Below are 26,859 nucleotides of genomic sequence, written 5' to 3'. Positions count from 1 at the left end.
TTAGCTGCTCCTTTGCCGCAAAAAAACCTTGTGTAAAATGATTTCTCCTTGTATTCCTATGTTATGATAGGAAGAGGAATTTTTAGAATAGTACTACAATTAAAAAAGTTGAAGGGATGTGGATAGATGAAACAATTTGTAGCTGCTGTTCTTATCTGCTTGTTTACTTTACATATGATAGTGGTTCCGACTCAAGCTGCCTCTTCCAATCAATGTATAGAACCGCAATTTTCGATAGTGTTAAAGACGAATGCTGAGCTAAAGGCGAAGGCAAGTCATACAAGTAAAACGGTTAAAACTTATCCGAAGAATAAGAAGCTTACGGTTATGAAACGCAGCTGGGACTGGTATTCTATTTGTTATAGTAAAAAAGTAGTTTACCTAGCGATAGAAGATGCGCGTGAAGTATTTAATGCTAAGGAACGAGCGGTACTTGTGCAAGCGGATGCTAAACCAGATGTAAAGCAAGTTGTTTCAGCAGTTGGCCCAAAACTTCAGTCCACGAAGGTAACCATTCAAGCGTTTGAGCAACGAAAAGGAGAATGGCGCAGGGCATTAACCGAAATGAAGGGCATAGTAGGAAAAAAAGGCTTTACTACGAATAAAAAAGAAGGCGATGGTAAATCACCAATTGGAATGTATTCATTTGGAACAGCATTTGGCAACGAAGTAAAGCCATCGGGAATGAAGCTAACTTATAAAAAAACAACGAAGTATGATTATTGGGTTGATGATGTCACATCCAGGGATTATAACAAATGGATTACATATAAAGGCGTCCCGACTAAGAAGTGGAAGTCTTTTGAAAGAATGAATCACTCGTTATATAAATACGGGGTTGTTATTAATTACAATGTTAACCCTATTGTGAAAGGAAAAGGGAGTGCAATCTTTCTTCATATTTGGCGAGGGGAAAATGGAGTTACAGCAGGCTGTGTAGCAACATCAGAGAAAAATGTTTTACGCTTATTAAATTGGCTAAATCCAAGTAAGCACCCTCATATTATTATGGATACAATAGAAACCTTATAAGAGATTAAGAAGTCATAGGCAAAAGGAAACGATTCTTTTATGCATATTCTTCTATTGTTCGAAAAAAAGATATATTTTTTTGAAGCTTACTCTAACAAGGGATTGAAACAAATTGTATGCAAATCTGTATTTTCTAACTATTGATAATTATGAATAAAAATCATATAATGTCTACTATAAAAATACAAATGTTTTCTTCAGATAAACAGTGGTTAGGGGGAACCGAAATGAAAGCTATCTCAATCGGTTTATTAGGATTAGGTACGGTAGGTTCAGGAGTTGTCCAAATTATTGAAAGTCATCAAGACAAATTAATGCATCAAATTGGATGCTCTATTCAAATAAAGAAAATTTTAGTGAATGATTTGACGAAAGAGCGTGCGGTTCATATCGATCGTAATATGCTAACAGATAACCCAGAAGATGTTATTTATAACCCAGAAATTGATGTAGTCATCGAAGTAATGGGTGGTATTGAAGAAACGCGTGAATACTTATTACAAGCATTAAAAAATAAAAAACAAGTTATTACGGCAAATAAAGATTTAATGGCTTTATATGGTCCTGAATTATTAGCGGTTGCGACTGAAAATGGCTGCGATTTATTTTATGAGGCAAGTGTAGCTGGTGGAATTCCAATTCTACGTGGACTTGTGGATGGATTATCCTCAGATCGCATTACAAAAATGATGGGGATTGTGAACGGTACTACAAACTTTATTTTAACGAAAATGAGTAAAGACGGCAGCGCCTATGAAGATGTATTAAAAGAAGCTCAAGAGCTTGGTTTTGCTGAGTCTGATCCGACAGCGGATGTAGAAGGGTTAGATGCAGCACGTAAAATGGCAATTCTAGCAACGCTAGGTTTTTCGATGAACGTCGGTTTAGAAGATGTATCTGTTGAAGGAATCACAAAGATTTCTGAGGAAGATTTAGCATATAGCAAAAAGCTTGGCTATACAATGAAGTTGATTGGTGTTGCATCAAGATCAGACAATAAAGTCGAAGTGAGTGTCCAACCTTCACTATTACCTGAAGCGCATCCGCTAGCTTCTGTTAATAATGAATATAATGCAGTATATGTATACGGAGAAGCAGTAGGAGAGACAATGTTCTATGGCCCAGGAGCAGGTAGCTTGCCAACCGCAACAGCTGTTGTCTCGGACTTAGTCGTTGCTTTGAAGAATATGAGACTCGGTGTTAATGGTCGCAGTGCTATTGCGCCTCAATATCCAAAGGCATTAAAAGGACCAGAGGAAATTCAAGCTAAATTCTTTATTCGCTTGCATGTAAAAGATGAAGTAGGTGTGCTTGCAAGGATTACAAATCTATTTGCTGAGTATGGTGTTGGATTTGATAAAATTCTTCAGCTGCCAATTGATGATAAAGGTGCGTCTGAAATTGTGTTAGTTACACATACGGCTTCTATGGCAGCATTTGAACAAATTCAGCAAAAGTTAAATGACTATGAGATGGTTAAAGAAATTAAAAGTACGTACCGTGTTGAAGGAGAGAATACGAAATGAGCTGGCAAGGTTTAATCAAGGAATATAAAGAGTTTTTACCTGTAACGGAAAATACCCCTGCATTATCGTTATTAGAAGGAAATACACCATTAATTAAATGCAACAATTTATCTGAACAGTTCGGGGTTGAACTATATGTAAAATATGAAGGATTAAACCCGACAGGATCATTTAAGGACCGTGGAATGGTATTTGCTGTGGCGAAAGCGATTGAAGAAGGTGCAGATACAATTATTTGTGCATCTACAGGGAATACATCAGCAGCCGCAGCCGCTTATGCAGCTCGCGCTAATATTCGCTGTATCGTCGTGATTCCGGAAGGAAAAATTGCAATGGGGAAACTAGCTCAAGCGGTTATGTACGGTGCAGAAATTGTATCGATTGAAGGAAACTTCGATCAGGCACTTCAAATTGTTCGTAACATTAGTGAGACATCTCCAATTGCGCTTGTAAACTCTGTAAACCCTTATCGTATTGAAGGACAAAAAACAGCAGCATTTGAAATTTGTGATGTGTTAGGGGCAGCACCAGATATTTTAGCTCTTCCAGTTGGAAATGCAGGAAATATTACTGCGTATTGGAAAGGGTTTAAAGAATACAATGATCATAAGCAAACAGGTCTTCCAGAAATGAGAGGATTTGAAGCGGCGGGGGCAGCTGCGATTGTTCACGACCGTGTGTTTGAAAATCCTGAAACAGTAGCGACAGCGATTCGTATCGGAAATCCAGCAAGCTGGAAATTTGCTGTTGAAGCGGCGAAAGAATCTAACGGAAAAATTGATGAAGTAACAGATGAAGAAATTTTAGAAGCATATGTATTGCTAGCAAGAAGTGAAGGGGTATTTGCTGAACCTGCTTCTTGTGCAAGTATCGCAGGAATCATTAAACAACTAAAAAGCGGTGAAATTAAAAAAGGCAGTAAAATCGTTGCTGTGTTGACAGGAAACGGTTTAAAAGATCCGAATGTAGCGGTGGATACAAGCACAATTACACCAACATTACTGCCAATGGATGAAAAAGTCATCTTAGAACATCTTGAAGGTGTGAAACAAGTATGAGTCAAGAGTCCGAAATGTTTTTAATCCGTGTACCAGCAAGTACAGCAAATCTGGGTCCAGGCTTTGATTCCATAGGGCTTGCTCTAGGATTGTATTTGGAGATACATGGATCTTTATCAGATAGATGGGAAGTTGTTCCACTAACGGAGGAAATGGCTGCTTTTCCGAAAGATGAAAGCAATTATATTGTTCAAATCGCAAAGAAAACAGCAGCCTTCTATGGAAAAGAGTTAGCGCCATGTCGTCTGTTTGTTTCAAGCGAAATCCCACTGGCACGTGGATTAGGAAGCAGTGCATCGGCGATTGTCGCTGGTATTGAATTAGCCAATTTAGTCGCAGAATTACACTTAACGGATGATGAAAAAGGCCGACATGCTTCACTTTTTGAAGGCCATCCGGATAATGGCGGAGCTTCTGTTTATGGCGGGCTTGTTGTCGGCCTGCATACGGAGGAGCAAACCGATATTGTATCGTTTCCAATCAAAGGTGTCAAAGTGATTGTAGCGATTCCAAATTTTGAACTTCTAACAGAAGATTCAAGAAGCGTGTTACCAAAGACATTAGCCTATAAGGAAGCGATTGAAGGAAGTGCAGCTGCCAATATGCTGCTTGCAGCAATTGTTTCGGATAATTGGAAACTTGTTGGTCAAATGATGCAGAGAGATCGTTTTCATCAACCATACCGCGCTCCAATAGTGCCACATTTGGCTCAAATTGAGGAAATAGCTGCTCAAAATGGAGCTTATGGTACAGCGTTAAGCGGTGCAGGTCCAACCGTCCTTTGTCTGGTTCCTGAAGCGCAAGCGGAGCAAGTGCAAGAAAAATTATCCAATAAATTCCCGGATTTCGTTATTAAGGAACTTCTGATTGATAACAAAGGAAGCCAAACAATGATTTTATCAGAAGCAGATAAGGAAGAGTTAAGTTTTCTATAAGAAGAAACGAGCAGGGGGATATGTTCATCCTGCTCGTTTCTTTGTTTAAGATAGAGCTAATAAAAAAGCTGATTTTCTTCAAGTGTATGTATATCCATACAACATGAAGAAAATCAGCATTAGCTTTTATAACAATTAGAATACTTGTTCAACTTCAATAACACCAGGAACTTCTTCAAGAAGTGCACGTTCAATTCCTGCTTTTAATGTAATCGTTGAACTTGGGCAGCTACCGCAAGCTCCAAGCAAACGTAATTTAACAATTCCATCTTCTACATCGACAAGTTCACAGTCACCGCCATCGCGAAGAAGAAACGGACGAAGTTTATCAAGTACTTCTTGAACTTGACTTTCCATTGTTTGTTCAGTCATTGCCATCGACTCCTTTCCTAATCATATTATAATGCGAAGGTTATAAAAAATCCAATTAGAACTTAGCGGAAAAATAATCTATCTTTATATAAAAAAAAGAGATACAATACTAATAATTCCAATCAGAAAAATGGAGGTTTATATGGAACAGAGATCTATCGACATTCAAGTATACGGTGCTGAACAAATTTGTGCGAGTTGTGTAAACTTACCATCTTCAAAAGATACCTGTGAGTGGCTTGAATCAGCGTTGCAAAGAAAATTTCCTAATCAGCCATTTTCCATTACTTACATTGATATTCATCATCCGCCAGCTTCTACGAAAGAAAAGGAGTTTTCGTTAAAGATCATCGAAGAAGATTTGTTCTACCCACTTGTATTAATTGAAGATGAAATTGTAGCAGAAGGAAATGTGCGTTTGAAAACGGTCGTCGATAAAATGATTCAATGCGGGTATAAGCAAGAAACTGTCTAATCTTTATAAAAAAAGTTTTGAAGCATCCTGCTTCAAAACTTTTCAATCTATATTTAAGTATTAATTGTTATGGTATTTATAAGCCCACAGGATACCAGATTTAATTAATCGAGCAAATCTTCCTGTAATGGCACGATTACCAACTAAGCCGAATCCTTGTTTTTTCCCTAATGAACCAAGAGTTCCTTTTAATTTCATAGGAGGGAAGCTTTCTGGAAGTGGTTCATTTGCCCATTTTTTTACAAGAACTTGAACGATTTGTTCTGCTTGTGCTTCCGCTAATTGAGCACTTGGAGCAAATGGCAAGCTTGCACAGTCTCCTACAACGAATAAACTGTCGTTATTTGGTAAGAAGTGTTGTGGCGTTAATACGGCTCTGCCTTGTCCATCTTTTTCGATATCCATATCTCTAATAATTTTGCTAGGTTGGATACCAGCTGTCCAAACGATAACATCACTATGAACAGCTTCTTCACCATTGTATAAAGTGTTTGGCTCAACTTTTGTAATATTAGAATGGTGAACAACTTCAATATTATTTTTAGCAAACCAAGATTCTACAAATACGCTTAAATGTTCTGGAAAAGCGGATAAAATATGCGGTCCACGGTCAAATAATCTGATTTTTAAGTCGGGACGGCTTTCGATTAATTCACTTGCTAATTCAACCCCGCTAAGTCCTCCACCAATGATGGAAACTGTTGCGCCGGCTCCTAAATTATTCAGTGCTTGATAGGTTTGACGAGATTTATCGATGGTTTGAATACTGAATGTGTGCAGATCTGCACCTGGAATACCGTGGTATTTATCTTCGCAGCCAAGCCCGATGACTAAATCATCATAATCTACAGGCTCTTGATTTTCTAAGATGACTTGTTTTTTGTCCATATCAATGGATAATACTTCACCATATACATTTTGTAAGCGTGGATGCTCAGGAAATGCAACACGAATATGGTGATCGGAAATTGTTCCTGCCGCTAGCGCATAATATTCTGTTTTAATACAGTGATATGGATTGCGGTCAATAAGTGTAATGCGAACATTTTCAGGCAGCTGATTAGGCAGCAATCTTTGAAGCATGCGCATTCCACCATACCCGCCACCGAGTATGACTAAATTCTTCATGTAAAAATCCCCTTTGTTTAATCTGCAAAAATTGTTATTTCATTCACTTGTAAAAGTAGGTATACTACTATAAAAATCCCTAAAATATTGTGCTAAAAAATAAAAATTATTTTTAAAGATAGTTTTAATCCCCACAAAAGTATAACGAAAATGTGTAAAAATCACAACTGTATTATGAAAATCAACTGTTTTTATCGTTAAATATTGACGATATATAGAAAAAATATAGGGTATTTTTTGAACAATATTTAAAACATGTTTAAAGTGAAACATATATGAATATTTAGCTCCAATAAATGAGGTGAGACTGGATGAAACCAATTATCGAATTTTGTGTTAGCAATTTAGCGAGCGGTGCATATAAAGCAATGGAACAATTGGAAAAAGACCCCAATTTGGACGTTGTTGAATATGACTGTTTAAGTTATTGCGGGATTTGTTCAAGCGATCTTTTTGCTCTTGTTAATGGTGAAGTCGTTACTGCAAGCTCTACAGAAGAGCTTGTGGCCAATATATATCAATATTTAGATGAACATCCAATGTTTTAAATCAATTAAACACTGCAAACCCTTTTCAGTTTGCAGTGTTTATATAAGCATTAGTGTGCGGGCAATTCCCCTTTAATGTCTGCCCAGCGATCGCGTGCCATTTGAATGATGGACGTTTCAACAGCTGATTTTCGCTTTTCAAGAACCATGGAAAAATATTTTGTAGCAGCCTGCAGCTCTCCTATCCGTCTAGATAACTCCCCGGCTAAGTATAAAATACGTACTTCAGACACTTGAGTCCCATTATAGTCCCCGATAGAAAAGGATTCCTCATATTCATGACGTGCCAATCTCATAAAGCGATGTTCTTGTTCTTCATTTTGCTTCAGACGGTAAAGCCAAGCCGTTCGTAAATAAAGTCCGGCAATGGTAATATGCTTTTCTTTTTTTAAGATGGCACTATAACAAGCTAATTTATACGTTTGAATGGCATCATTAATGGTGCGTTCACCAGAAAAGGAATGAGGCACCCAATGAGAGCAAATTTTCTCTAAAATTTCTTCTTTTGTGGCAGGAGCGAAATATTTAGAGAATTCTTTTGAAAATGCAAAGCCACATTTAGGACAAACATGTATGTTATAGAATAGTCCATTGGTTGTACCTTCCGCATATTTTGGACAAAAATCCGTATCATATTCAGATACTTTAATAAAACGAGAACGAATTTTTTTCGTAGTGGCTGATTGTTTACAAAGAAGACATTCTATACTTTTGTCAAATAGCGGTGGTAATTCCCCCATGAGTATCATCCTTTCAGTAGTATATAAGTTCTAGTTATATAGATGTGTTGTTGGTTTAATTATAGCTTAATTTATGAGAAAAGGCTCATGAGAAATGAAAGGATTTACATCTTTTTCAGGCAGGAAAATTGAGCATGAGAAATTTTTTAGTATATACTAGTAGTAGTTTGAATTGACTTACTGAATTTTAGAGAGGGAGGGTTTTATTGTGAGCGATGTTGTTAATATTACGGAAGCGGCAGCTTTTCAAATAAAAGAAATGATGAAACATAATGGAGAGGAAGGCTCTTTCTTACGAGTAGCTGTAAAAGGTGGCGGTTGCAGCGGTCTATCCTATGGAATGGCATTTGAACAAGAGGCAGGCGAGAAGGATCAACAATTAGAACAGTTTGATATTAAAATTCTCGTTAGTGAAGATGATGCGCCTATTTTAAACGGAACAACAATCGATTATAAACAATCGATGATGGGCGGAGGATTTACCATCGATAATCCAAATGCCATCGCATCTTGTGGCTGCGGGTCATCATTTAGAACGGCGACAAATACGGGAACACCAGAGAATTGTTAAGGTTTTGAATAAATGTTCGGGGTTATGAATTACATTGGAATTTTGAGTGTACACAAGCCTCAAAATGTGTGTTAACAACCCTAAAAGCTTCAAATCAGGGTTGTGAATTACATGCCTTCTCGATAGTTAATGTTGTAAAACATAACTATTTGAGGAGGCTTTCTTTATGTCTTTAAACAAAAGAGTGAAACGTAAACCAGTTGGAAAAATGGCTAATCAAAAGGAATATCCAAAATTTACAATGGAACAAGCAATTGATTTAGTTGTAGCGGGAAAGAGTGCGGAGGGACTAAGAGAGAGGACGTTAAAGGATTACCGTAAGGATTGGGGTTATTTTGTTAATTGGCTTCAAAAAACATATGAGATTGAAACGGTAGACGAACTATCACCACAGATTTTTAGAGACTATATTAACTACTTGAAATATGATGCTCCCAAGTATGACGGACATAAGTATATCCAAAGTGACCAAGGTTTAGGATTATCTGATACAACGATTAATATTCGTTTAAGGGTGTATCGAGCAATGTTTAACTTTTTGGAGCGGATGATATTGAATCTGGTGTTGGGATTCGAGATATCGTTTTACAATTAATAAAACTGTGATTTTATGAATTAAAATACAGGGTTGTGGCCTTGTATTTTTTATTGCTTGGAAAAGCTCAATAAATCCTCAAACAGAATACCATACATGAGGTGGTGATTATATGGATAATGAATATCAATACTATCATGTGCCGGTTAATCCGATAAATCAGCAACATGATATATACACAGAAACATCAGCAAATGAACTTAACAGGCAACAATATCCTGGGCAACAAGGGTTTCAACAAGGGTTTAGACAAGGCTATAGACAAGGCTATAGACAAGGGTATAGAGATGGATATCGAGCAGGGCAACAAGCAGGGTATTATCCAGGACATCGGCCAATACAACAGTCGTCGTGGCCTAATGAAAGTTGGTACACCTAATGGTCAAGAGTGGTCTGGCAAGATTGTTTTACCACTAAATGGTCCGAGTATAGAGCCATAACTAATCCAGCATATAAATAAAAAGAAACTCGTCAAAAAATGATAAAAAACAGTGTCTTAGAAACGAACTGTATTGGTCGATAATCAAAGATTAATATAACCACAACTCAATTGAAAATTAGAGTCTAATAAAAACCCCTAGGGTTCACCCGGCCCAAGGGGTTTTCTATGCTAGACTAGATTAATTTTTATCGAAACTGCAAACCAGAAAGATGAGAATCCGTTCCGTCGATTCTCCGCAAGAATGGCATCAGCATCCATATTTTGTTGCTTCGAAAACAACATGAACAAACTGCCCCTTTAGCTTAAGTATATTCTTTTACAATCGATATAACTTACATTAACAACCATTAACAACATGTTAACGTATATATATCCACACATGCCCACTGACGCTCATTATTGCTCGTGGTGGCGTTTCAAGAGTCTCCCTTCCCGCTCTTTATTCAACTTTGCTTATGGATGAATGATTCTGGAGGCTCTATGTAAGCTTGTTCAGAGTTAGTTTGTTAGTGTGTTGGTTTGTTACAGAAACCACTCTCATTCACAAACTGGCACTCGGTAAATGCTCGATACGACCAGAGAATTGTTAAGGTTTTAACTTCTGTTATTGAACGAAAAGTTAGGCGATGGGGATTATGTTTTTGATCTATTGCGAAACCTATATCCACTTTATATAAAGCGCTTCTTGACGTATTTTAATGATACGCTAGGAGGCGCTTTTTTCTATGTCTGAGGGAAGAACGATTAAACAAAGAAGAGCGATTGATAGAAAACAACAACTTTTATAAATTATTTATCTAAAGTATTTCTTGTGAATTATTAACTATACGATATTTTCATTTAAGTACTTCTTTTGGAATGTCGAATATATTCCACAATAAAGCTATAAACAAAATAGAAATTAGCCAAGCTAACAAGGGTCTATTAACATGAATTCTTAGCACGGTAAACATAACAATATTGAATAAGACAGACCAGGTAATATTCCATCCATGATGGTATTCAAACAAATTTAGATATTTAGCGTTGATGAATTCGATTAGACTATAAAGAAAAACCCACAACAAAATCCAAAGTATTTGTTTAATTCTGTTTCTAGGAAAATTCCCTAAAAAAATGAGTAATGTGGAGGAATATACTAACACCATAATCATTATGTCAATAATAAGGTGACCATATAGAATATTACTACCGAAAATAGTTTCTTTATATGACCACAATTTATAATCGTGCAGTAAAGCATTCTTTAAAAGATCACCAGCTATAAAAAATAAATAAGTTGGGTAATAATTACGCCAATTTTTCCAATCACCCCATTTAATTGCAGCGGTTAGAAAAATAAATTATAAAAGAAATGCATAAGACTCCTCAAAAATATGTTTTTTAAAAAATTATTGCCTTAAACAATAAAAATTATTAATGTTCTTTACAAAGCAGATTTGGTTAGGAGTTGGAATAGACACACATATGGTACAACCAAGAGAAACGACTCCTTTATGTCGTTTTTGATTTATATTGTGTAACAGATGAAATAGGTTATTTAGCGAAGAAATAAGCTAGAAATATATTTTCCCTAGCATTTGTGTTAATAAACCTAACAGAAATTATAGAAAATTCACCTTTTGGTAAATTTATCCTCGTAATACTTAGATGTCCTTCCTGCTTCTTTAGCGGTTGTCGAATAAAGATATGACCGCTCAAATGGGCGTTTTTTTTTAATAATTTTTGGATACATTAAAAAGAGCAGAAAAAATAGGTTGAGGTGAAATCGCTTATGATGTCGAAGAGGCACTTAGTATTTAATTTATCTATCATAATCATTCCATGGTTATCGTTGTTATTTATAGGAAAGCGTAGTATAAAACGTTATTCTTTAGCGGGCGTTTTTATTATTATTTTTGAGATTATAAATCATTTGTATGGACACAAAAGAAATTGGTGGAAGTTTTACGATAAGCGATCATTATTTATTAAGGATGAGCTTCCTTTTAGTATTGGCCCTTATATGCCTCTTTCTATGTGGATACTTAAATTTTCGTACGGGAACTTTAAAAAGTTTGTGCTACTTAATGTTATTGCTGATGGACTCTTTGCTTTTCTTTTCATTGATGTTCTTAAAAAATTAAAAATCATATCTCTAAATGGGTTAAATCATTTTCAATTTTTTATATACTTACACTATAAAGCATATTTATTATATGGAGTACAGTATTTGTTTGAGAAAACAAAAAGAGTTAGTTAATTTGACAACCTAAGTAGGACCATGCAAGCACCTCCTTAAAATTGCCTATTGTTCTAAGTAGAAGCTAAATCAACTTATATGCTTATAGAAACTGGAGAAAGAAAATTACACTTGAGAAACAACGAAAACAAATTGAGTAGAAGGGCAATTCAACAATATTTGTTGTCGAAATAGATGAAATCAAAAGAAATTCTCTTATGATTTAAGCTTTTTATGACGAATATTATATGTCGAAGTTATTATAATCCCTTGTTAAACTATAAGGTGTTGTTGAACAAGGACACGAAAAAGACCCAATATGAAAAATAGGTCTTTTTTCTTTGGGTGAAAATTTCGCACAATATTTCTTTATATCCCCAAGGTTAGGTTAATGAAGGAAAAAAACATCCCCCGTCAACTTTTTAAACAAATAGGCTGAACTTTTATCGACTTTTCCGATTTTTTAAAAAAGCAATAACGAGAAGCAAAAGAGGGATCACCACTTGAAGCGGCAGATGCACAAAAAATGGGATAACTTGCAAACCCTCCTTGATATGCTCAGAGACATTGCTGGCAATTGTAATGGATAAAAATAAAATTACAATTCCAATTGGATAAACCAGTCGTGAAGATTCTTTGATGTTAAACAAGTCTGCTATGCCTATAACAGCTACATAACAATACACACTAATCTTAAAGAAACCGCAAATAATTGTAGTCAGCATAAAATACACATCCAGACGCTCCAAAAACTCTGCTACTCGAATAGTCTGGATGGTACTGAGAAGGGGAAATGGCGAGCGCGAGACGAGATCAACACCGAGAACACTAATGTTAAGCGCTGTGATAATCGCTATGTTGACGCCGCTTAAACCTATGGCGAACAAACCAGCTGCTTTTGCCTTTTTAGATTGATTCACATACGGCAGAATCATCGCAAATGCAACTACTTCTCCAAATGGGAAATACAGAGTTTGAGTAAAGGTAATTTTCATAATCGATAAAATTTCTTCTTCCAGTACTGGTTTTAAGTTAGTAAGACTGAGCAAACCAGAAGCAACAATCAGAATAAAGCCAGTAAGGGCAAATAAATACACAATTATAAAAAAAAATTCACCTGTTCTTGCTAGTACCTCAATCCCTTTACGAACTGTATAAACCATTACCAGCATCAATAATGCATTCAAAATGAACAGAGGGGTATCCGGATAAGCTACGGTTACTAGCATTTCTCCAAAGTCCCGCAGGTCTCTTGACGCAATATACATAAAATAAATTAGGAAAAAAAAAGCAAGCAGTCGTCCAAGCACTTTCCCTATAATTTTTTGTACATACTCTGTTGGCAAGTTATCAGGGTAATACTGATAAAGACCATAATAAATCCAAAATAGTATGAAGCCGCCAACCATCCCAAGCAGAACGGCCAGCCAGGCATCCTGTTTCGCCTCAACCGCAAGGGGGAGCAATAAGGTAGTACCGTGTTCAAATAATACCATGAGGACAAACAGCTGATATGCGCTGATTTTCGCTTTCTCCACTGATTTGTCACTTCCTTTTCATTAACAATTATTGATTACTCTCCATATTAGAAAAGTACGGTTTGTTTCTTAAGCCGGTGCGACGTATAAAAGCCTCGACCGTCACGTCCGCTTTTAATTTGGGAAAGTGAACATTGTTCCAATCTTGTTTCAGCTTCTTCCATGCTTTCGGATCGGAGCGATGTACCGCTTCACCGAACCCGAAAATATCCGATTGGTTTTTCTGGGCACGTTGGATGGCTTCGTTAATCTCTTTTTGAATCTCTTTTTCCAATGTCTTTTCTATGTTGAATAGTACACTTGGGGCAGTTAAATCAACAGGTACCATTACCTCGCCGATGTCTCCCTCTGCATGGACATGAATCGAAATTTTCGGTTGGCCGTTTTTCATGTTAGCAGAGACTTTTGTTTTTTGACGGATTACTTGATAAGCAATGGCCTCTTGTTCTCCTTCCCAACTAATATTTATATCTGTTCCTTTGATTTTATCTAATATCCATGTGACTCCTCTTGCCGTTTCCCCTTGAAACCAGTCGACCAGTTTCCCGTTTTTAAAAACAGCAAGACCGTCCGCTTGAATATTTTCCTCAACAGCGGATTGTTGAATATTTTCCAGCTTTTTTCCCTGTTCAGCATTTCCGGTCATACGAAATCCAGTAATTACTGGTTCTTTTCCGGGGGATACGAGGTCCTTGATCCCTTCTTGGATGCTGACCTCCATATGTTCTCCCCATCTTTGTTCCGTAAATTTTAATGTTTTAATCACTTTATTAGCCGGAATTTTATCGACCCCCGTTAACGTTTTCACAATATCTGCTGCTTTTGTATCATGGGCAATTACAATTGTTGCCGTGGTCCGGAATTCAGGGTCACGATCAAAGGCATCTAAAATCTTGATAATTCCTTCTTCTTTTGCCAGTTCTTCATTGATAACCACAAGGTTGGTATGAGAATAATACAGTTTTCGTGAGATTTTAGTTGATGCACGACGGCTCATTTCTACTATATTGTCTCCAGCAGAGGAATAGGTGGTAATAGCCGGAGCCTGCCCACCCCCGCCGCCCTGCAGGCCCCCAGCTACGTTTCCTGGATTGATAAGTTGAATGGTTCCGACATACCTTCCTTCTTCATTTTTATCAATACCAAGAGCTGAGACCAAGGCAATATCGGTTAATTCCTTTTTACTCCAGCAGCCTGAGGTCAAGGCTAGGCCTGTCAACATCAAGAATAGAAACATCCATTTACGATTCATTCCGATCACTCTTTCTGGTGTGACTATTTACCATTCCGCGATTGGCAGGAGGATGTGGTCGCTGGTCTTTTCCTTGACGAATGTTATTCTCATTGCTGGTAAATAGCGGTCTTTGCTTCAAAGCCCACCATGGCAGTCGGACGACTGTATCTCCTGTACTCTTCGGAATGAATGGTGCAAACGGTGACATGTATGGGACGCCGAACGAACGCAGGTCGCATAGATGAACGATCATCATGATGAACGCCAGAATAATTCCATAGAAACCGAATGTTGCAGCTATTACCATAAATAGGAAACGTATCAAACGGGCCGAAATCGCAATGGCAAAGGAAGGGGTTGCAAAACTGGCAATCGCTGTGATGGCGACAACAATCACCATGGCCGGTGAAACAATTCCAGCCTGTACGGCCGCTTGTCCAATCACCAGAGCTCCAACGATGGATATCGCCGAACCGATAGCCCTTGGCATTCGAACACCAGCTTCCCGTAAAATCTCAAACGTTACTTCCATTATCATGGCTTCTACAAAAGCCGGGAAAGGCACTGCTTCCCGTTGTGATGCAATCGCAATCAGCAGCTGTGTCGGAAGCATCTCCTGATGAAAGGTTGTAGCAGCAATATAAGCAGAAGGTCCTATAATAGAAATAAAGAAAATTATGACCCGTAAAAGACGTAGTGCTGTTGCGATATCGAAACGAGCATAATAATCTTCGGCGGCTTGAAAAAACTGAATAAATATAGTAGGGGCAATAAGGACAAACGGAGTTCCATCTACAAAAATTGCTATCCTTCCTTCAAGGAGATTCCCTGCGACTATATCCGGCCTTTCTGTATGGTAAAGCGTTGGAAAGGTTGTCATCGTCTGGTCTTCAATCAGTTGTTCAATATACCCCGATTCAAGAATGCCATCGATATCAATCCTTTTTAATCGTTGACGCACTTCTTCGACGATTTTCTTATTAACAATTCCGTTGATATACATTATCGCCACATCTGTTTGTGTAACCTCGCCGATTTTCATCGATTCCAGCCATAAGTCCGGGTTTTTAATGATTCGACGTACGAGGGCTGTATTCGTCTTAATTGATTCAGTAAAACCGGACTTTGAACCACGGACGGCCACCTGGGTATTCGGCTCCTCAACTGAACGTTTTTCTCCGCCTTGTGTACCGATACTCAGTGCTTCATTTGTTCCATCGACGAGAATAAGAGTTTCACCTGCCATCAAAGACAATAACAACTGCCCCCAGTCATTGACCAGTTTTATACTACCGAGAGCAACCATGTTATTGGAGATGACCTTCAAGGCATTTTCCCGAGTTAGCTTTTCTTGTAAAGCATGATTCTTCATCATCGATTCAATTAAAAAATCGTTGATGGATATAGTGTCAACAATACCTTCAACATAAACAACGGCTGTTTTAATCTCGGAATGAGGACTAATATTCAACGTCCGGATGACTACATCTGAACTATTTCCCGTTTTTTGTTTAATCATGTCAAGATTGATGGATATAGAATCATCGATGAACTCCAATAATCGATTGTTAGGCTGATCCTGGCTGCTCTCCTTATGATTCTCGCTATTTTTCTTTTTCTTTTGATGTTTAAAAAATGAAGGCATAGCAGAAGGCACCTTTCTTAACTTTTATTTCCTATTGTATTGTGTCCAGACGCTTATTTCGGTATACAACCTTTACTATTATTTTGCTTCCCGTATAACGTATACAGCGGTTTAAGATAGGAAAACATCTATTAAGGAGTGATAAAAAATGAAAATCCTTGGTATTTCTATTTTAACAATGGGAGTTTTAATGGGCTTTTCCCTGGGCATAGACCTTCTTCTAGGATTTGAGATACGTACTTCGTTGAAAAGTGCTTTTAATCCTTTTCGTGTGATGGAAGTTCCTGAATTTATTGTTATCTTTCTTCTTGTTTTCTCATTAGTGATTGAATCTGTGCGCTCTTTCTATCAAAAAAGAAACGTAAAAACGAATAATTCTGAAAAACAGCCCTAAACATAACAAACGGGAACAGGTTTGGCCTGTTCCCGTCTTATTTTATTTACTTAATTAACTATCCCCGCAAATAATATCCTCTCTTGCTTTATCATTTTTGGTTATTTGGTGTATAGTGCCGTTCGTAAAAGTACAACGCTTCGGTCCACTTTTAAATTATCTAGTCGTTTTCGTCTTTTGTGTTTAAAACATAGACGTACTATGCATTGGTTGAACTTTTGCGGTTGGGTCGATAAATTGTTTGGCGTGATTGACCGCGACTGGTGCTTCACCAAATCCGCTGGCGATTAATTTTACTTTGCCATCATAGGTGGCAATATCACCAGCTGCGTAAATTCCAGGGATATTTGTCTCCATTTTGGAATTTACGACAATATTGTTTTTTTGAATGGTAAGTCCCCATTCCTTAATAGGACCAAGTGAAGAGACAAAACCATAGTTCACAATGACTGCATCGACATCAAGAGTTTGCGTTTCTTCTCCGTTTGCATGTTTAAGAATGACGGTGTTAATTTGATTGTTTGTACCAATGAATTCAACGGGCACATAAGGAGTTTGAATGTGTACTTTTGATTTCTTTACATTTTCTACACTATGTTCATGAGCGCGGAATTTGTCCCGTCTATGGATAAGGGTAACTTGTTTAGCAATTGGTTCAAGCATAAGCGCCCAATCGACTGCCGAATCTCCACCTCCAAATACTGCTACTTTTTTATTAGCGAAATCATTTAAATTATCAATAAAGTAGTGAAGGCTCTTACCTTCATATTGCTCCGCGTGTTCTATCTCAATTCGACGAGGTTGAAAGGCGCCGTTGCCAGCTGTAATAATAATGGCTTTTGAGTAATGGACTTCTTGATCGGTCGTTAATTTAAAGTGTCCTTCTTCAAGCTTTTCAACTTTTTGGACCGATTGTTCTAAGACGATTGTTTGTTCGAACTTGGACATTTGTTCTTTTAAGTTGTTAATCAGTTCTTGTGCGCGAATTTTGGGAAAGCCTGCGATATCATAAATGTATTTTTCGGGGTAAAGCGCAGATAATTGACCGCCTAATTGAGGTAAACTTTCAATGATTTTTACAGATGCTTGTCTCATACCGCCGTAGAAAGCCGTAAACAGTCCTACTGGTCCGCCGCCAATAATTGTAATATCATATACTTTTTCGTTTACTTTCACGCGTATCCCTCCGTCTTAGCTATTTGTGTATTCCAGAAAATATATTACTTATTTTACCATATAATGTTTTGGATTATAGGATAAATTTGGTTATTTATAAAGATTGAAATTATATGGCATCAAGTAAAACTTTTATCAGTATGGTTTTCCTTCATCCCTTACTTATCTTATTATTTCCTTAGAATGTTAAGATAGAGGTCTTATTGTCCGTTAAGTAAGGGATAAAATGGTTGATTTAAAGATGTTCAGCTAAAATAAATTAACAGAGTCTATAACAGGACTAAGTATTTAATTTGTGACAGGAAGAGGAAAAATATACATTAAAGTGACACTTCATCATTGCAGAGTCATTTTCTTTTTGAAGTTGCAACTTGAATATTTCCCATTTCTGTTTAAAATATACATAAAGGCAGGGGTTGTACAATGCAGGAGAGATGTCGAAATGTATGGTTGGCTGTATCGGGAATTGTCATATCAGATCAGGGAGAATGGTTGGTTGTAAAGAAACGATATGGTGGGTTAAAAGGTGTCTGGTCGCTTCCGGCAGGTTTTGTAAAGGAAAATGAGACAGTAGATGAAGCAGTCATTCGAGAGGTATTAGAGGAAACAGGTATTGCTACTGAGATTGAAGGCATCGTTGGCCTGAGAAGCGGTGTGCTTAAAGGAGAAATTAGTGACAATATGCTGCTGTTTCGCTTAAAGCCATTAAATATGGATGTACAGGCTCAGCTTGAGGAATTATATGAAGCAAAATTTGTTCAGCCACAAGAATTACTCAAAGAAGGAAAACAATCGATTTTATTGGAGGAGCTATTTTCGTATAATCTAGAAGCCCTGCAACAAGTACGTACAGGATTGAACCCTGGCGATCATTTTGGTTATACGTCATATAAATTATTTGTTTAACGATATTTAGAGGCTTCATAAAGGAGGGCAAGTATGCCATTACCTGTGTTATTAATTTCGATTGTCTTATTTTTTGTTCTGTTCTTTGGCATTGGCTTTTTACTGAATATGTTGTTCCGCTCTTCGTGGGTTATGGTCATTTTATTTCCAATCGTTGCGATTCTTATCGTGAATCAGTCTAAGATGATTGAATATGTGAGACAGCCTATTGAATCCTTGAAGCAACTAGGGTTGAATTTTGCTGCGTTACATATGGCAGATATTATTATTTTATCAAGCGGGCTATTAGGCGGGGTATGTGCAGGTATTACAATTAAGCTATTAAGAAAAAAAGGGTATCAAATGTTTTAATAGACGAGGCTGTCAATCACTGACGGTCTTTTTTTATTGGTTGTAATTTATCCCACACTTAACGGGCAGTAAGACCCCCACCTCAAGCTTATGAGGAGTCAAAGAAGATAGGTGGGGGAAACTGCCCTTATTTAGTTGCGGCTCCTAGCCCCTCGAGGTCATAAGATGTAATGCTTGTCGGGGCTGAACAGTCGCCTCACTTTTGTAGTAAAGGTCCGATTGGTGAGATATAGTGAAACTTACCTTTGCGGTTTTCAAAGGTAAGCTTTCACCAATCAGGTTCGTACGGTCACTTGATTGAAGCGAAGCGGAGATCTTAGTGACCGTAGAACGTGACTAACCATCAGTGGGGGATGAAGGAAAACCCCCACTGATGGAAGTTTCACTTTATGGCATATAATACAGAGTCCTATCATTAGCCACTCTTAAAAAGATAAGATAAATCCTTCACTTTTATGAATATTTCCATCTATTCAAGGAAAGGAATAATGGAAGTGAGAGGAGAGGAATGGTAGTGAGAAAGCTGATGTATGTCGGGAAGAGAATGGCTATTATGGTTGTCTTTCTGTTAGCTATTCAAACGACAATTGAGCATGTGACAGGGGGAACGCCCCCAATACTTAAGCAAGTATTAGCTAGTGAAAATCGAAATGAAACGACAACTTCTAAACCGAAATCGATAAAGGCTGTTCAAACATTGGAGAATGAACTTGATTTTTCTCAGTATCCAAAACATCAAGTAGTTGCAACTGGTTATACAGCAGGATATGAATCAACAGGAAAAAATCCTGATAGTCCTGCTTACGGAATTACATATTCAGGTGTGAAAGTAAAGCGTGATTTATATTCAACAATCGCTGCAGATTTAACGGTTTTCCCAGTAGGAACGATTTTATTTATTCCTGAATATGGTTATGGAGTGGTCGCCGATACAGGCAGTGCTATTAAAGGGAATCGGCTCGATTTATATTATGAAACCGTTCAGGATGTATATAATGAATGGGGCAAAAAAACTGTAGAGGTTTATGTGGTTGAAGTAGGTAAAGGAACGTTGTCGGAAGCTCGATTAAATCAATTAAATGAGGCAGAGAATATGCAAGTATTTCGTGAGCAAATCCTGGGTAAAAAGCCCGAGTAAGGTATAGGCAGGGGGCTCTCCTATAGTTAATCTCCACTTATTTTCTTTGTTCTTCATCGTTTGGAGAGGGAGCTTATGTTCATGTAAGTGTGGTTAAGGTTATAAGCATTAGAAAGACCTGTGATGTTACGTCACAGGTCTTTCTTTACAGAACTTTTCAGGATGCAAAATAGCGGCAAGTTTTTCGAGTCCGTCTAACAATCGAGGAGAAGGTCGGCAGTAGAGCGGCTCTTCCATAATGAAAATACGGTCATTTTGTAGAGCGGCAAGGTCTGCCCAATTTTCTCGTTTTCGAACGATTTTTGGATTAATTCTTTTTAAAGGAACACCGACCCAAGCTAGACAAATATAATCGGGATCGCGGGATAAAACATCTTCTGAAGATACAGTAACACTTGCTAAATCGACGTCTTCAAATAGATTATAGCCTCCAGCGAGTCGACTGATTTCCGTGAGCCAGTTGATACGACCGGGAGTGAAGAGGGGATTTGGCCACCATTCCCAATAGAGCGATGGTCTTTGTTCAATTGTATCGGAAATCTCTTTATAACGTTGAATAGTAGCTCTAAATTGAGTTGCTTGTTCAGCTGCTTTTTTGGATAATCCAACAGCTTCTCCTAATGTAAGCAGGTCTTGAGCGATATCTTCAAGAGACTGCGGGTTAAAAGTCAGGTGAGGAATTCCACGTTCCTGCAAGCCTTCAATGTTCTTTTCCATTCCTGGAACACTTAGCGAAGCGAGCACTAAATCTGGTTTCAACGATTGGACAAGGTCCAGGTTAATCGATAAATCCGGGCCAACCTTTGGAAGATGTTGAATAGAATTGGGCCAATCTGAATAATCATCAATAGCAATAAGCTGATCTTCAATGCCAAGATATACACAAAGTTCTGTATTACTCGGACAAATCGAAATAATTTTCATAGAAATGCACCTACCCTTTAAATACAAAATAATAGAGAATGAAGGCAATGAACGCTCCTGTTAATGCGCCGAAAAAAACTTCAATCGGCTTGTGACCAAGCAATTCTTTTAATTGATGTTGTTTTTGCTGCTCTTCTTTTTTTTGCCAATTCTTTACTTGATCAACTAATATGTTAAAATCTGTAACAAGTTGATTGAGAACAACAGCCTGCTCTCCGGCTTGGCGCCTTACTCCTGTCGCGTCAAACATCGTAATAATCGCGAAAATGGTAGCAACAGCAAAAATGGGTGAATCCAGCCCGTTTTCAATCGCTATGGCAATTGCAAGAGCCGTTACCGCAGCAGAGTGAGAACTAGGCATGCCTCCGGTCGAAGTGAGCAAGGACCAATCCATTTTGCGGTCCGCTATGTAATGAATTGGGACTTTAATAAATTGAGCAAAGAAGATGGCCACTAAAGAAGCTATAATGGGAAAGTTCAAAAATATGTCCATCGAGATTAACCCCTTTCTCTCACACTGACTGATGTATATTACTTACTTCCATGAAAATATGTCGATTCCTGCTTAATATTTCGCTTACAGTCATTCTTTATATGAAATTTGAATAAATTTTTTTAATCACTTTGTTTTTCGTTTATACAGCTACTGGCTTAAAGTAAGCTATGTAGTATTTGGAAAATAGAAAATTCGTTATACTAATAGAAAAAGCTAGAGGAGGAACTAGTATGTTCACAGTTCATGGGACGCTTGATTTAACGAAACATGAGGAGTGCTTGTTAATTGGAATATTTGATCAACCAAATAAGTTCACTGAAGTTGGTCAGGCAGCGGACAAGAAAATGAATGGGCAGTTAACCGAGTTAGTAAAGGAAGGTGAGATTTCAGCAAAGAAAAAGTCGATTACGACGATACATACGTTAGGCATGATTGCTGCCAAGAAGCTAATCTTTGTTGGTCTTGGAAAGAAAAAAGACTTAACATTTGAAGAGCTTCGCGAAGCGTTTGGAAAAGTAAGTAAAGCTATTCAAGCTTCTCGGGCGACCTCACTTTCTGTTGCTTTAGATACGTTTACGACAGAGAAAGTGGATGAGTTAGATGCAGCGCACGCTTTTGCAGAAGCTTTTATGCTTGCGACCTATAAATTCAATGGTTATAAGCAAAAGTCGAATCAAGTAGAGAAGTCTGTCAAATCGTTTACTATATACAGTGAAGGGGATAAGGAGGAAATTGGTGCCTCTTTACATGTTGGACGAGTGTTTGGGAAAGCGACGAATTCGGCACGTACGCTTGTGAATACACCAGGAAATTTGCTAACATCAACAGACTTGGCTGATTATGCTAGACAGTTAGCTGATCGTTATAATTTTGAAGTGGAAATTCTTGAGAAGGAAGATATGCTTAAATTAGGTATGGGGGCGCTTTTAGCTGTGAATCAAGGGTCGAATGAGCCGCCAAAGATGATTGTGTTAAAGTATCAAGGAAGAGAAGATTGGAAAGATGTAATTGGGTTAGTTGGAAAGGGCATTACGTTTGATACGGGCGGTTATTCGTTAAAAACAAAAACAGGTATTGTTGGAATGAAAACAGATATGGGCGGTGCAGCAGCTGTACTAGGTGCAATGGAGATTATCGGTGAACTAGGACCTGAACAAAATGTTGTGGCTGTTATTCCATCAACAGATAATATGATTAGCGGGGAAGCGTTTAAACCGGATGATGTGATTACTTCAATGAACGGAAAAACGATTGAAGTGTTAAATACGGATGCAGAAGGACGGCTTGTGCTAGCGGATGCTGTTACGTATGCGAAGCATCATGGAGCTGAGTATTTAGTCGATGTAGCGACATTGACAGGTGGCGTGATTACGGCATTGGGGAATGATATGACAGGTGCAATGACGAATCATGAGGCGTTTTTTGAACAAGTGCTGCAAGCATCTTATGAAGCTGGAGAACCAATGTGGCGGCTGCCTATTACAGAAAAAGATAAAGAGCGCGTGCGCAATAGTAAAATTGCTGACTTGAATAATTCTCCGGGTGGAGCAGGTCACGCTATTATGGGCGGTGCATTCATTGGTGAATTTGCTGAAGAAACACCATGGGTTCATCTGGATATCGCCGGGACATCTACAACAATCAGTGTGAACGACTTAGGAACAGCAGGAGCAACAGGAGTAATGACACGTACATTGGCATTACTCGTTGAGCGATTTGAGGCAGAGAATAACTGATTGAAACCGAAGTTCTAGTCGAGCTTCGGTTTCTTTTTTGAGTGTAGAGATTCGATTTATACTTCGTTTCCATATACAATGAGAAATAAATGTTTCGGTTAATATCAACTTAAACATGCATCCATTTTAGGTTTATAATAATATGGCAGTAATCTTCACCTGTTTTGGGATAAAAATCTAAGCGGATGCCTTCTGGATTATAATTAATGTCAGGGACGGTATGAACACCTGTTTTTTGAATCATACCGGTGACGACTGATTTTTGGGATTGCTGAGCGGCATTCATAAGTCCCTCGGCAAATGGTTTAGAGCTGGCGAGCATATCAATGACTTTCTTGGCATCTTGTAGTAAAATTTGGGATAATTTAGCTGATTGTATTAATAAATCGGGATTTGCAGTCGATGAGGGGCGTAGCTGAGCGGGAGTTGTTGTTCGATATAGATGGTCATAAGTCACCGGAATTAAAGGAGCATGATGAAAACGTGGAAGTTCTTCCAATAAGTTGTTCTCCTTTCGTACCGATTTTTATTTACAATATGTATAGAAGTAAGCGATTATGCTTGTAAGGTGCTTGGATTATATCCATTTATCAGGATATATAAAGTGTTCATATAGCACATATTGCATTTGACGTGTATATTTTATAGTTATATACTTACTTACATAAAGTAAGTGAGTGAATGAATGAATTCCAAAATATAAAATAGGTGATTATACTATGAAAATAACAAAAGAAACGAAAGAACTTTTAATAGATAAGATGCAAATGATTCAAACACCTGGAAAAGCAGACTTGTGTCTAGTTGGTCCAGTTCGATTGCCGGTTCAACAGCAAGATTTAGAAGTTACTTTTCAGTGGTATACATGGCATTCATTAGAGGGCGGTGTTAACACAAAAGAAGCTGTTCTTGATTCGCTTGCAACTGCGAACTTAGCCTTTGGCCAGCAGTCATCAGTTCTTGTATATGGTGACTTTGCCAATTCGGATGATGCTTTGATTCGAATGCACAGCATTTGTCATACAGGTGATATTTTTGGCAGTCAGCGTTGTGATTGTGGCTATCAGCTTCATCAATCGATGAAAATGATTGCAGAGCATGGCTGTGGAGCTATTTTTTACTTAGCCGACCATGAAGGACGAGGAATTGGTTTGTTTTCTAAATCATTTGCTTACCTTTTACAACAAGAAGGATACGATACGGTTGAAGCGAATCATGCACTTGGATTTGAAGATGATACGCGCTCGTATGAAGATGCAATTCGCGTGTTAGAGACGTTAAGAGAAAAGCCTGTTACACTTATTACAAATAATCCGAAAAAGCTTGCTGCTTTGCAAGAGCACGGATTAACCGCTAATCATCATATCCCACTATGGGGCGGATTAACAGAATACAATCGTTTCTATTTAGATACGAAGGTTCAGAAATCAGGGCATATGCGTCAGGAGAACTCTACTTTGATAGGATAAGGAGTGCGGAATTAGATGAATACAGATCAGTATTATATGCAGCTGGCACTAGATTTAGCCAAAAGTGCGAGAGGGAAAACCCATCCAAATCCGCTTGTTGGAGCGATTATTGTGAAAGATGGTGTTATTGCCGGGACAGGTATCCATCGAAAAGCAGGTGAGCCGCATGCGGAGGTTCATGCGTTTCGAATGGCAGGGGATTATGCGAAAGGTGCAACTTTGTATGTCACATTAGAGCCTTGCTCACATTATGGTAAAACACCTCCTTGTGCGAATCTTGTAAAAGAATCGGGTGTGAGCCGTGTTGTAGTCGCTATGCAAGATCCGAATCCAGAAGTGGCTGGACGAGGGATTGAATTGTTACGAAATGCCGGAATTGAAGTCGAAGTCGGTGTGTTAGAGCAAGAAGCAAAACGTTTGAATGAAGTGTTTATCCACAATATGCTTAAAAACCGTCCATTTGTTATTTCTAAATTTGCAATGACATTAGATGGGAAGTTAGCGACACATACGGGGCATTCTAAATGGATTACAGGTGAACAATCCCGCTATGCCGTTCATCAGCTTCGTAATGAAGTAGACGGCATCTTAGTTGGAGTGGGTACGGTGTTAGCTGATAATCCATCTTTGACGACTCGTCTTCCTGAAGGCGGTAGCAAGAATCCGGTGCGTGTTATTTTAGACAGTGAATTGCGTACACCGCTTGATGCTGTTGTAGTTCATACACATGAAGCGAAGACTATCATTGTAACAACGGACAAAGCTGATCGAACAAAGCTTGAGGCACTGCAGGCAAAAGGTGTGGAGTTTATTTTCGTTGCTAAAACAGAATCGGGACTGGATTTAGAAGCTATGCTTGCTGAGCTCTATAAAAAAGGCATTACGGAACTTTTAGTCGAAGGTGGCGGAGAAGTGAATGCTTCATTTTTAAGAGCTGGTTTGATTGATAAATATTTTATTTATATTGCTCCCAAGTTACTTGGAGGTCGAAATTCGTTAACGCCATTTACCGGACTTGATGTAGATAGTATGGATGAGGCATGGAATGTAACTTTTGATAAAGTTGATACATTCGGTGAGGACCTGCGTATTACCGCTTATCCGAATCAAGGTGAGGATAGATGATGTATCACAGTGATGTATGTATTGTCGGTGCTGGTCCAGGTGGCGCTTTACTTGCATATTTATTAGCGAAGAAAAATGTTTCTGTTATTTTGATTGAACGTTATGCAGGGATGGGGAAGGCGTTTCGTGGCGAGCATTTAAATGAAGAGGGCGAAGCGATTTTAAAGAAACATGGTTTATTCTCGGCCGTTGAGGAATTAGGATTATTACGCATGAAGCAATTGGAATATTGGCAGGCTGGTCAATTGGTGAAAAAAATCCTTCCAGACTCAAAAGTTGGCCATTTAGGTATTCATGTGCCTCAAGCTCATTTATTAAAAGTATTAGTAAAAGAATCACAGAAATATGATTCCTTCACTTTATTGATGAATACAAAGGTAACTGAGTTATTAGAAGATGAAACAGGACGTTATAATGGCGTTAAAGCGATAAAAGACGGCAAAGAGATTGTTGTAAGAAGTAAACTTGTTATTGGAGCGGATGGACGATATTCAACAGTACGGAAAAAAGCCGATATTGATGTAACGGTTCGAAAGCATGGCTATGATTTGCTTTGGGCGAGAATCCCAGCACCAATCGGTTGGGAGCCTGCTATTAAAATGGCGCTTATTAACGGAAAGCAGCTATCTTTATTTACACAAGCTTTAGGATTTATCCAAATTGGCTGGAATATTGAACAAGGCTCTTATCCACAGTTGCGGAAGCAGCCGTTTCAACCATTCATTGACCAACTTGTGCAAGCCTTCCCGGTGCTAAAAGATTCTGTTTTGCAGAATATTCGCTCATGGGAAGACTTTGTTTTATTAGATGTATATAGCAGTTCCTCTGAAATGTGGGGGAAACATGGTGTTGCTTTGATTGGGGATGCTGCACATACGATGACTCCGACTGGTGCTTTTGGTTTAAATAGTGCTATGAAGGATGCAGATGTATTAGCAGAATTAATCAATAAAGACTATATTGCGGAGCTGGATTTACTTAATTGTGCTACAATCCGGAAAGAAGAAGTAGCAAAATTACAAGCGATACAAATTGAGAAGGAAGAGTCTTTTGCTTCGCAATTTGTGGTGTTAGCTTAGGGGGA

General features: G+C 38.1%; 29 protein-coding genes. 18 read left to right on the top strand and 11 right to left on the bottom strand.

Annotated elements, in window-relative coordinates; genetic code table 11:
• Positions 1-126 precede the first annotated feature (126 nt).
• The 4 genes from BAOM_RS25250 (at position 127) to thrB (ending at position 4,551) form a co-directional block, all read left to right on the top strand.
• Positions 127-1,032, top strand: coding sequence for a L,D-transpeptidase family protein (locus tag BAOM_RS25250; protein WP_252282675.1), 906 nt, complete (start codon positions 127-129; stop codon positions 1,030-1,032).
• Between the two features lie 227 nt (positions 1,033-1,259).
• Positions 1,260-2,558, top strand: a complete 1,299-nt coding sequence (locus BAOM_RS20825) for a homoserine dehydrogenase (protein WP_127761922.1) — start codon at positions 1,260-1,262, stop codon at positions 2,556-2,558.
• A complete protein-coding gene (thrC, locus tag BAOM_RS20820) occupies positions 2,555-3,616 on the top strand; it encodes a threonine synthase (RefSeq protein ID WP_127761921.1) in 1,062 nt (353 codons plus the stop codon). Before BAOM_RS20825 ends, thrC begins: the two co-directional genes overlap by 4 nt.
• Positions 3,613-4,551: a homoserine kinase gene (gene thrB, locus BAOM_RS20815; RefSeq protein WP_257467472.1), complete on the top strand. Its 939-nt coding sequence runs from the start codon at positions 3,613-3,615 to the stop codon at positions 4,549-4,551. The genes thrC and thrB overlap by 4 nt, the downstream gene beginning before the upstream one ends.
• A gap of 135 nt (positions 4,552-4,686) precedes the next feature.
• On the opposite strand, the gene BAOM_RS20810 is transcribed toward thrB, so the two are convergent.
• The gene (locus BAOM_RS20810; RefSeq protein ID WP_252282673.1) at positions 4,687-4,929 is read right to left on the bottom strand and encodes a NifU family protein; all 243 of its coding nucleotides are present in this window, start codon (positions 4,927-4,929) and stop codon (positions 4,687-4,689) included.
• A gap of 136 nt (positions 4,930-5,065) precedes the next feature.
• Between BAOM_RS20810 and BAOM_RS20805 the strand changes: the two genes are divergently transcribed.
• Entirely contained in the window at positions 5,066-5,398 is a 333-nt protein-coding gene (locus tag BAOM_RS20805) for a YuzD family protein (protein WP_127761920.1), read from the top strand.
• Positions 5,399-5,458: 60 nt separating this feature from the next.
• Here BAOM_RS20805 and BAOM_RS20800 read toward each other — a convergent pair whose 3' ends face one another.
• On the bottom strand, positions 5,459-6,526 hold the full coding sequence (locus tag BAOM_RS20800; RefSeq protein ID WP_127761919.1) for an NAD(P)/FAD-dependent oxidoreductase: 1,068 nt from the start codon (positions 6,524-6,526) through the stop codon (positions 5,459-5,461).
• A 311-nt stretch (positions 6,527-6,837) separates the two neighbouring features.
• Here BAOM_RS20800 and BAOM_RS20795 point away from each other — a divergent pair, with 311 nt between their 5' ends.
• Positions 6,838-7,074, top strand: a complete 237-nt coding sequence (locus BAOM_RS20795) for a YuzB family protein (RefSeq protein ID WP_127761918.1) — start codon at positions 6,838-6,840, stop codon at positions 7,072-7,074.
• Between the two features lie 50 nt (positions 7,075-7,124).
• Here the strand turns inward: BAOM_RS20795 and BAOM_RS20790 are convergent, their stop codons facing one another.
• Entirely contained in the window at positions 7,125-7,814 is a 690-nt protein-coding gene (locus BAOM_RS20790; protein ID WP_127761917.1) for a DUF2225 domain-containing protein, read from the bottom strand.
• Positions 7,815-8,022: 208 nt separating this feature from the next.
• Between BAOM_RS20790 and BAOM_RS20785 the strand changes: the two genes are divergently transcribed.
• From BAOM_RS20785 to BAOM_RS20775, 3 genes are all read left to right on the top strand, one after another.
• Positions 8,023-8,385: a HesB/IscA family protein gene (locus BAOM_RS20785; RefSeq protein WP_127761916.1), complete on the top strand. Its 363-nt coding sequence runs from the start codon at positions 8,023-8,025 to the stop codon at positions 8,383-8,385.
• Positions 8,386-8,551: 166 nt separating this feature from the next.
• Positions 8,552-8,980 (top strand): site-specific integrase, encoded by a 429-nt coding sequence (locus tag BAOM_RS20780; RefSeq protein ID WP_127761915.1) that lies wholly within the window; start codon positions 8,552-8,554, stop codon positions 8,978-8,980.
• A gap of 194 nt (positions 8,981-9,174) precedes the next feature.
• Complete coding sequence (locus tag BAOM_RS20775; protein WP_127761914.1) at positions 9,175-9,420, top strand: hypothetical protein; 246 nt, start codon at positions 9,175-9,177, stop codon at positions 9,418-9,420.
• Between the two features lie 838 nt (positions 9,421-10,258).
• On the opposite strand, the gene BAOM_RS25400 is transcribed toward BAOM_RS20775, so the two are convergent.
• Entirely contained in the window at positions 10,259-10,687 is a 429-nt protein-coding gene (locus tag BAOM_RS25400) for a CBO0543 family protein (RefSeq protein WP_306821312.1), read from the bottom strand.
• A 509-nt stretch (positions 10,688-11,196) separates the two neighbouring features.
• Between BAOM_RS25400 and BAOM_RS25245 the strand changes: the two genes are divergently transcribed.
• Positions 11,197-11,664, top strand: a complete 468-nt coding sequence (locus BAOM_RS25245) for a hypothetical protein (RefSeq protein ID WP_127761913.1) — start codon at positions 11,197-11,199, stop codon at positions 11,662-11,664.
• Between the two features lie 422 nt (positions 11,665-12,086).
• Here the strand turns inward: BAOM_RS25245 and BAOM_RS20760 are convergent, their stop codons facing one another.
• From BAOM_RS20760 to BAOM_RS20750, 3 genes are read right to left on the bottom strand one after another with little or no spacing between them, the layout of a single operon-like run.
• On the bottom strand, positions 12,087-13,181 hold the full coding sequence (locus tag BAOM_RS20760; protein WP_127761912.1) for a GerAB/ArcD/ProY family transporter: 1,095 nt from the start codon (positions 13,179-13,181) through the stop codon (positions 12,087-12,089).
• 28 nt (positions 13,182-13,209) lie between these two features.
• Positions 13,210-14,433: a Ger(x)C family spore germination protein gene (locus BAOM_RS20755; RefSeq protein ID WP_127761911.1), complete on the bottom strand. Its 1,224-nt coding sequence runs from the start codon at positions 14,431-14,433 to the stop codon at positions 13,210-13,212.
• Complete coding sequence (locus BAOM_RS20750) at positions 14,423-16,060, bottom strand: spore germination protein (RefSeq protein ID WP_127761910.1); 1,638 nt, start codon at positions 16,058-16,060, stop codon at positions 14,423-14,425. The genes BAOM_RS20755 and BAOM_RS20750 overlap by 11 nt, the downstream gene beginning before the upstream one ends.
• A 148-nt stretch (positions 16,061-16,208) precedes the next feature.
• On the opposite strand from BAOM_RS20750, the gene BAOM_RS20745 reads away from it, so the two are divergent.
• Positions 16,209-16,454, top strand: a complete 246-nt coding sequence (locus BAOM_RS20745) for a YczF family membrane protein (RefSeq protein WP_127761909.1) — start codon at positions 16,209-16,211, stop codon at positions 16,452-16,454.
• A gap of 183 nt (positions 16,455-16,637) precedes the next feature.
• Here the strand turns inward: BAOM_RS20745 and BAOM_RS20740 are convergent, their stop codons facing one another.
• Positions 16,638-17,630: an NAD(P)/FAD-dependent oxidoreductase gene (locus BAOM_RS20740; RefSeq protein ID WP_127761908.1), complete on the bottom strand. Its 993-nt coding sequence runs from the start codon at positions 17,628-17,630 to the stop codon at positions 16,638-16,640.
• Between the two features lie 423 nt (positions 17,631-18,053).
• Here BAOM_RS20740 and BAOM_RS20735 point away from each other — a divergent pair, with 423 nt between their 5' ends.
• From BAOM_RS20735 to BAOM_RS20725, 3 genes are all read left to right on the top strand, one after another.
• Positions 18,054-18,536 carry an NUDIX domain-containing protein gene (locus BAOM_RS20735; protein ID WP_127761907.1) on the top strand — a complete coding sequence of 161 codons (483 nt, stop codon included), beginning with the start codon at positions 18,054-18,056 and terminating at the stop codon, positions 18,534-18,536.
• Positions 18,537-18,569: 33 nt separating this feature from the next.
• Positions 18,570-18,887, top strand: a complete 318-nt coding sequence (locus BAOM_RS20730; protein WP_127761906.1) for a YuiB family protein — start codon at positions 18,570-18,572, stop codon at positions 18,885-18,887.
• 514 nt (positions 18,888-19,401) lie between these two features.
• Complete coding sequence (locus BAOM_RS20725; protein WP_286676282.1) at positions 19,402-20,025, top strand: 3D domain-containing protein; 624 nt, start codon at positions 19,402-19,404, stop codon at positions 20,023-20,025.
• Positions 20,026-20,151: 126 nt separating this feature from the next.
• Here BAOM_RS20725 and BAOM_RS20720 read toward each other — a convergent pair whose 3' ends face one another.
• Together BAOM_RS20720 and BAOM_RS20715 are read right to left on the bottom strand one after the other, a co-directional pair.
• Positions 20,152-20,949 carry a cobalamin-binding protein gene (locus tag BAOM_RS20720; RefSeq protein ID WP_127761904.1) on the bottom strand — a complete coding sequence of 266 codons (798 nt, stop codon included), beginning with the start codon at positions 20,947-20,949 and terminating at the stop codon, positions 20,152-20,154.
• A 10-nt stretch (positions 20,950-20,959) separates the two neighbouring features.
• Positions 20,960-21,442 (bottom strand): divergent PAP2 family protein, encoded by a 483-nt coding sequence (locus BAOM_RS20715; protein WP_127761903.1) that lies wholly within the window; start codon positions 21,440-21,442, stop codon positions 20,960-20,962.
• A 233-nt stretch (positions 21,443-21,675) separates the two neighbouring features.
• Here BAOM_RS20715 and BAOM_RS20710 point away from each other — a divergent pair, with 233 nt between their 5' ends.
• Entirely contained in the window at positions 21,676-23,181 is a 1,506-nt protein-coding gene (locus tag BAOM_RS20710) for a leucyl aminopeptidase (protein ID WP_127761902.1), read from the top strand.
• A gap of 109 nt (positions 23,182-23,290) precedes the next feature.
• On the opposite strand, the gene BAOM_RS20705 is transcribed toward BAOM_RS20710, so the two are convergent.
• Positions 23,291-23,680 carry a YuzC family spore coat inner layer protein gene (locus tag BAOM_RS20705; RefSeq protein ID WP_127761901.1) on the bottom strand — a complete coding sequence of 130 codons (390 nt, stop codon included), beginning with the start codon at positions 23,678-23,680 and terminating at the stop codon, positions 23,291-23,293.
• 220 nt (positions 23,681-23,900) lie between these two features.
• Between BAOM_RS20705 and BAOM_RS20700 the strand changes: the two genes are divergently transcribed.
• Genes BAOM_RS20700 through BAOM_RS20690 form a run of 3 tightly spaced genes read left to right on the top strand, consistent with a single transcriptional unit; the run spans position 23,901 to position 26,854 of the window.
• Positions 23,901-24,650, top strand: a complete 750-nt coding sequence (locus BAOM_RS20700; RefSeq protein ID WP_127761900.1) for a GTP cyclohydrolase II — start codon at positions 23,901-23,903, stop codon at positions 24,648-24,650.
• 15 nt (positions 24,651-24,665) lie between these two features.
• Positions 24,666-25,775 (top strand): bifunctional diaminohydroxyphosphoribosylaminopyrimidine deaminase/5-amino-6-(5-phosphoribosylamino)uracil reductase RibD, encoded by a 1,110-nt coding sequence (gene ribD / locus BAOM_RS20695; RefSeq protein WP_127761899.1) that lies wholly within the window; start codon positions 24,666-24,668, stop codon positions 25,773-25,775.
• Positions 25,772-26,854 carry an FAD-dependent monooxygenase gene (locus BAOM_RS20690; RefSeq protein ID WP_127761898.1) on the top strand — a complete coding sequence of 361 codons (1,083 nt, stop codon included), beginning with the start codon at positions 25,772-25,774 and terminating at the stop codon, positions 26,852-26,854. Before ribD ends, BAOM_RS20690 begins: the two co-directional genes overlap by 4 nt.
• Positions 26,855-26,859 lie beyond the last annotated feature (5 nt).

It is taken from the genome of Peribacillus asahii (assembly GCF_004006295.1).
Classification (GTDB): Bacteria; Bacillota; Bacilli; order Bacillales; family DSM-1321; genus Peribacillus; species Peribacillus asahii_A.
The sequence above is the reverse complement of the archived record's forward strand: the minus strand, read 5'-3'. Positions and strand labels throughout refer to the sequence as shown.

What these genes read in the sequence shown, in the direction of transcription:
- BAOM_RS25250 (WP_252282675.1), top strand. Translation starts at nt 127, where the DNA reads ATGAAACAATTTGTAGCTGCTGTTCTTATCTGCTTGTTTACTTTACAT.
- BAOM_RS20825 (WP_127761922.1), top strand. Translation starts at nt 1,260, where the DNA reads ATGAAAGCTATCTCAATCGGTTTATTAGGATTAGGTACGGTAGGTTCA.
- thrC (WP_127761921.1), top strand. Translation starts at nt 2,555, where the DNA reads ATGAGCTGGCAAGGTTTAATCAAGGAATATAAAGAGTTTTTACCTGTA.
- thrB (WP_257467472.1), top strand. Translation starts at nt 3,613, where the DNA reads ATGAGTCAAGAGTCCGAAATGTTTTTAATCCGTGTACCAGCAAGTACA.
- BAOM_RS20810 (WP_252282673.1), bottom strand. Translation starts at nt 4,929, where the DNA reads ATGGCAATGACTGAACAAACAATGGAAAGTCAAGTTCAAGAAGTACTT.
- BAOM_RS20805 (WP_127761920.1), top strand. Translation starts at nt 5,066, where the DNA reads ATGGAACAGAGATCTATCGACATTCAAGTATACGGTGCTGAACAAATT.
- BAOM_RS20800 (WP_127761919.1), bottom strand. Translation starts at nt 6,526, where the DNA reads ATGAAGAATTTAGTCATACTCGGTGGCGGGTATGGTGGAATGCGCATG.
- BAOM_RS20795 (WP_127761918.1), top strand. Translation starts at nt 6,838, where the DNA reads ATGAAACCAATTATCGAATTTTGTGTTAGCAATTTAGCGAGCGGTGCA.
- BAOM_RS20790 (WP_127761917.1), bottom strand. Translation starts at nt 7,814, where the DNA reads ATGGGGGAATTACCACCGCTATTTGACAAAAGTATAGAATGTCTTCTT.
- BAOM_RS20780 (WP_127761915.1), top strand. Translation starts at nt 8,552, where the DNA reads ATGTCTTTAAACAAAAGAGTGAAACGTAAACCAGTTGGAAAAATGGCT.
- BAOM_RS20775 (WP_127761914.1), top strand. Translation starts at nt 9,175, where the DNA reads ATGAACTTAACAGGCAACAATATCCTGGGCAACAAGGGTTTCAACAAG.
- BAOM_RS25245 (WP_127761913.1), top strand. Translation starts at nt 11,197, where the DNA reads ATGATGTCGAAGAGGCACTTAGTATTTAATTTATCTATCATAATCATT.
- BAOM_RS20755 (WP_127761911.1), bottom strand. Translation starts at nt 14,433, where the DNA reads ATGAATCGTAAATGGATGTTTCTATTCTTGATGTTGACAGGCCTAGCC.
- BAOM_RS20750 (WP_127761910.1), bottom strand. Translation starts at nt 16,060, where the DNA reads ATGCCTTCATTTTTTAAACATCAAAAGAAAAAGAAAAATAGCGAGAAT.
- BAOM_RS20745 (WP_127761909.1), top strand. Translation starts at nt 16,209, where the DNA reads ATGAAAATCCTTGGTATTTCTATTTTAACAATGGGAGTTTTAATGGGC.
- BAOM_RS20735 (WP_127761907.1), top strand. Translation starts at nt 18,054, where the DNA reads ATGCAGGAGAGATGTCGAAATGTATGGTTGGCTGTATCGGGAATTGTC.
- BAOM_RS20730 (WP_127761906.1), top strand. Translation starts at nt 18,570, where the DNA reads ATGCCATTACCTGTGTTATTAATTTCGATTGTCTTATTTTTTGTTCTG.
- BAOM_RS20720 (WP_127761904.1), bottom strand. Translation starts at nt 20,949, where the DNA reads ATGAAAATTATTTCGATTTGTCCGAGTAATACAGAACTTTGTGTATAT.
- BAOM_RS20715 (WP_127761903.1), bottom strand. Translation starts at nt 21,442, where the DNA reads ATGGACATATTTTTGAACTTTCCCATTATAGCTTCTTTAGTGGCCATC.
- BAOM_RS20710 (WP_127761902.1), top strand. Translation starts at nt 21,676, where the DNA reads ATGTTCACAGTTCATGGGACGCTTGATTTAACGAAACATGAGGAGTGC.
- BAOM_RS20700 (WP_127761900.1), top strand. Translation starts at nt 23,901, where the DNA reads ATGAAAATAACAAAAGAAACGAAAGAACTTTTAATAGATAAGATGCAA.
- ribD (WP_127761899.1), top strand. Translation starts at nt 24,666, where the DNA reads ATGAATACAGATCAGTATTATATGCAGCTGGCACTAGATTTAGCCAAA.
- BAOM_RS20690 (WP_127761898.1), top strand. Translation starts at nt 25,772, where the DNA reads ATGATGTATCACAGTGATGTATGTATTGTCGGTGCTGGTCCAGGTGGC.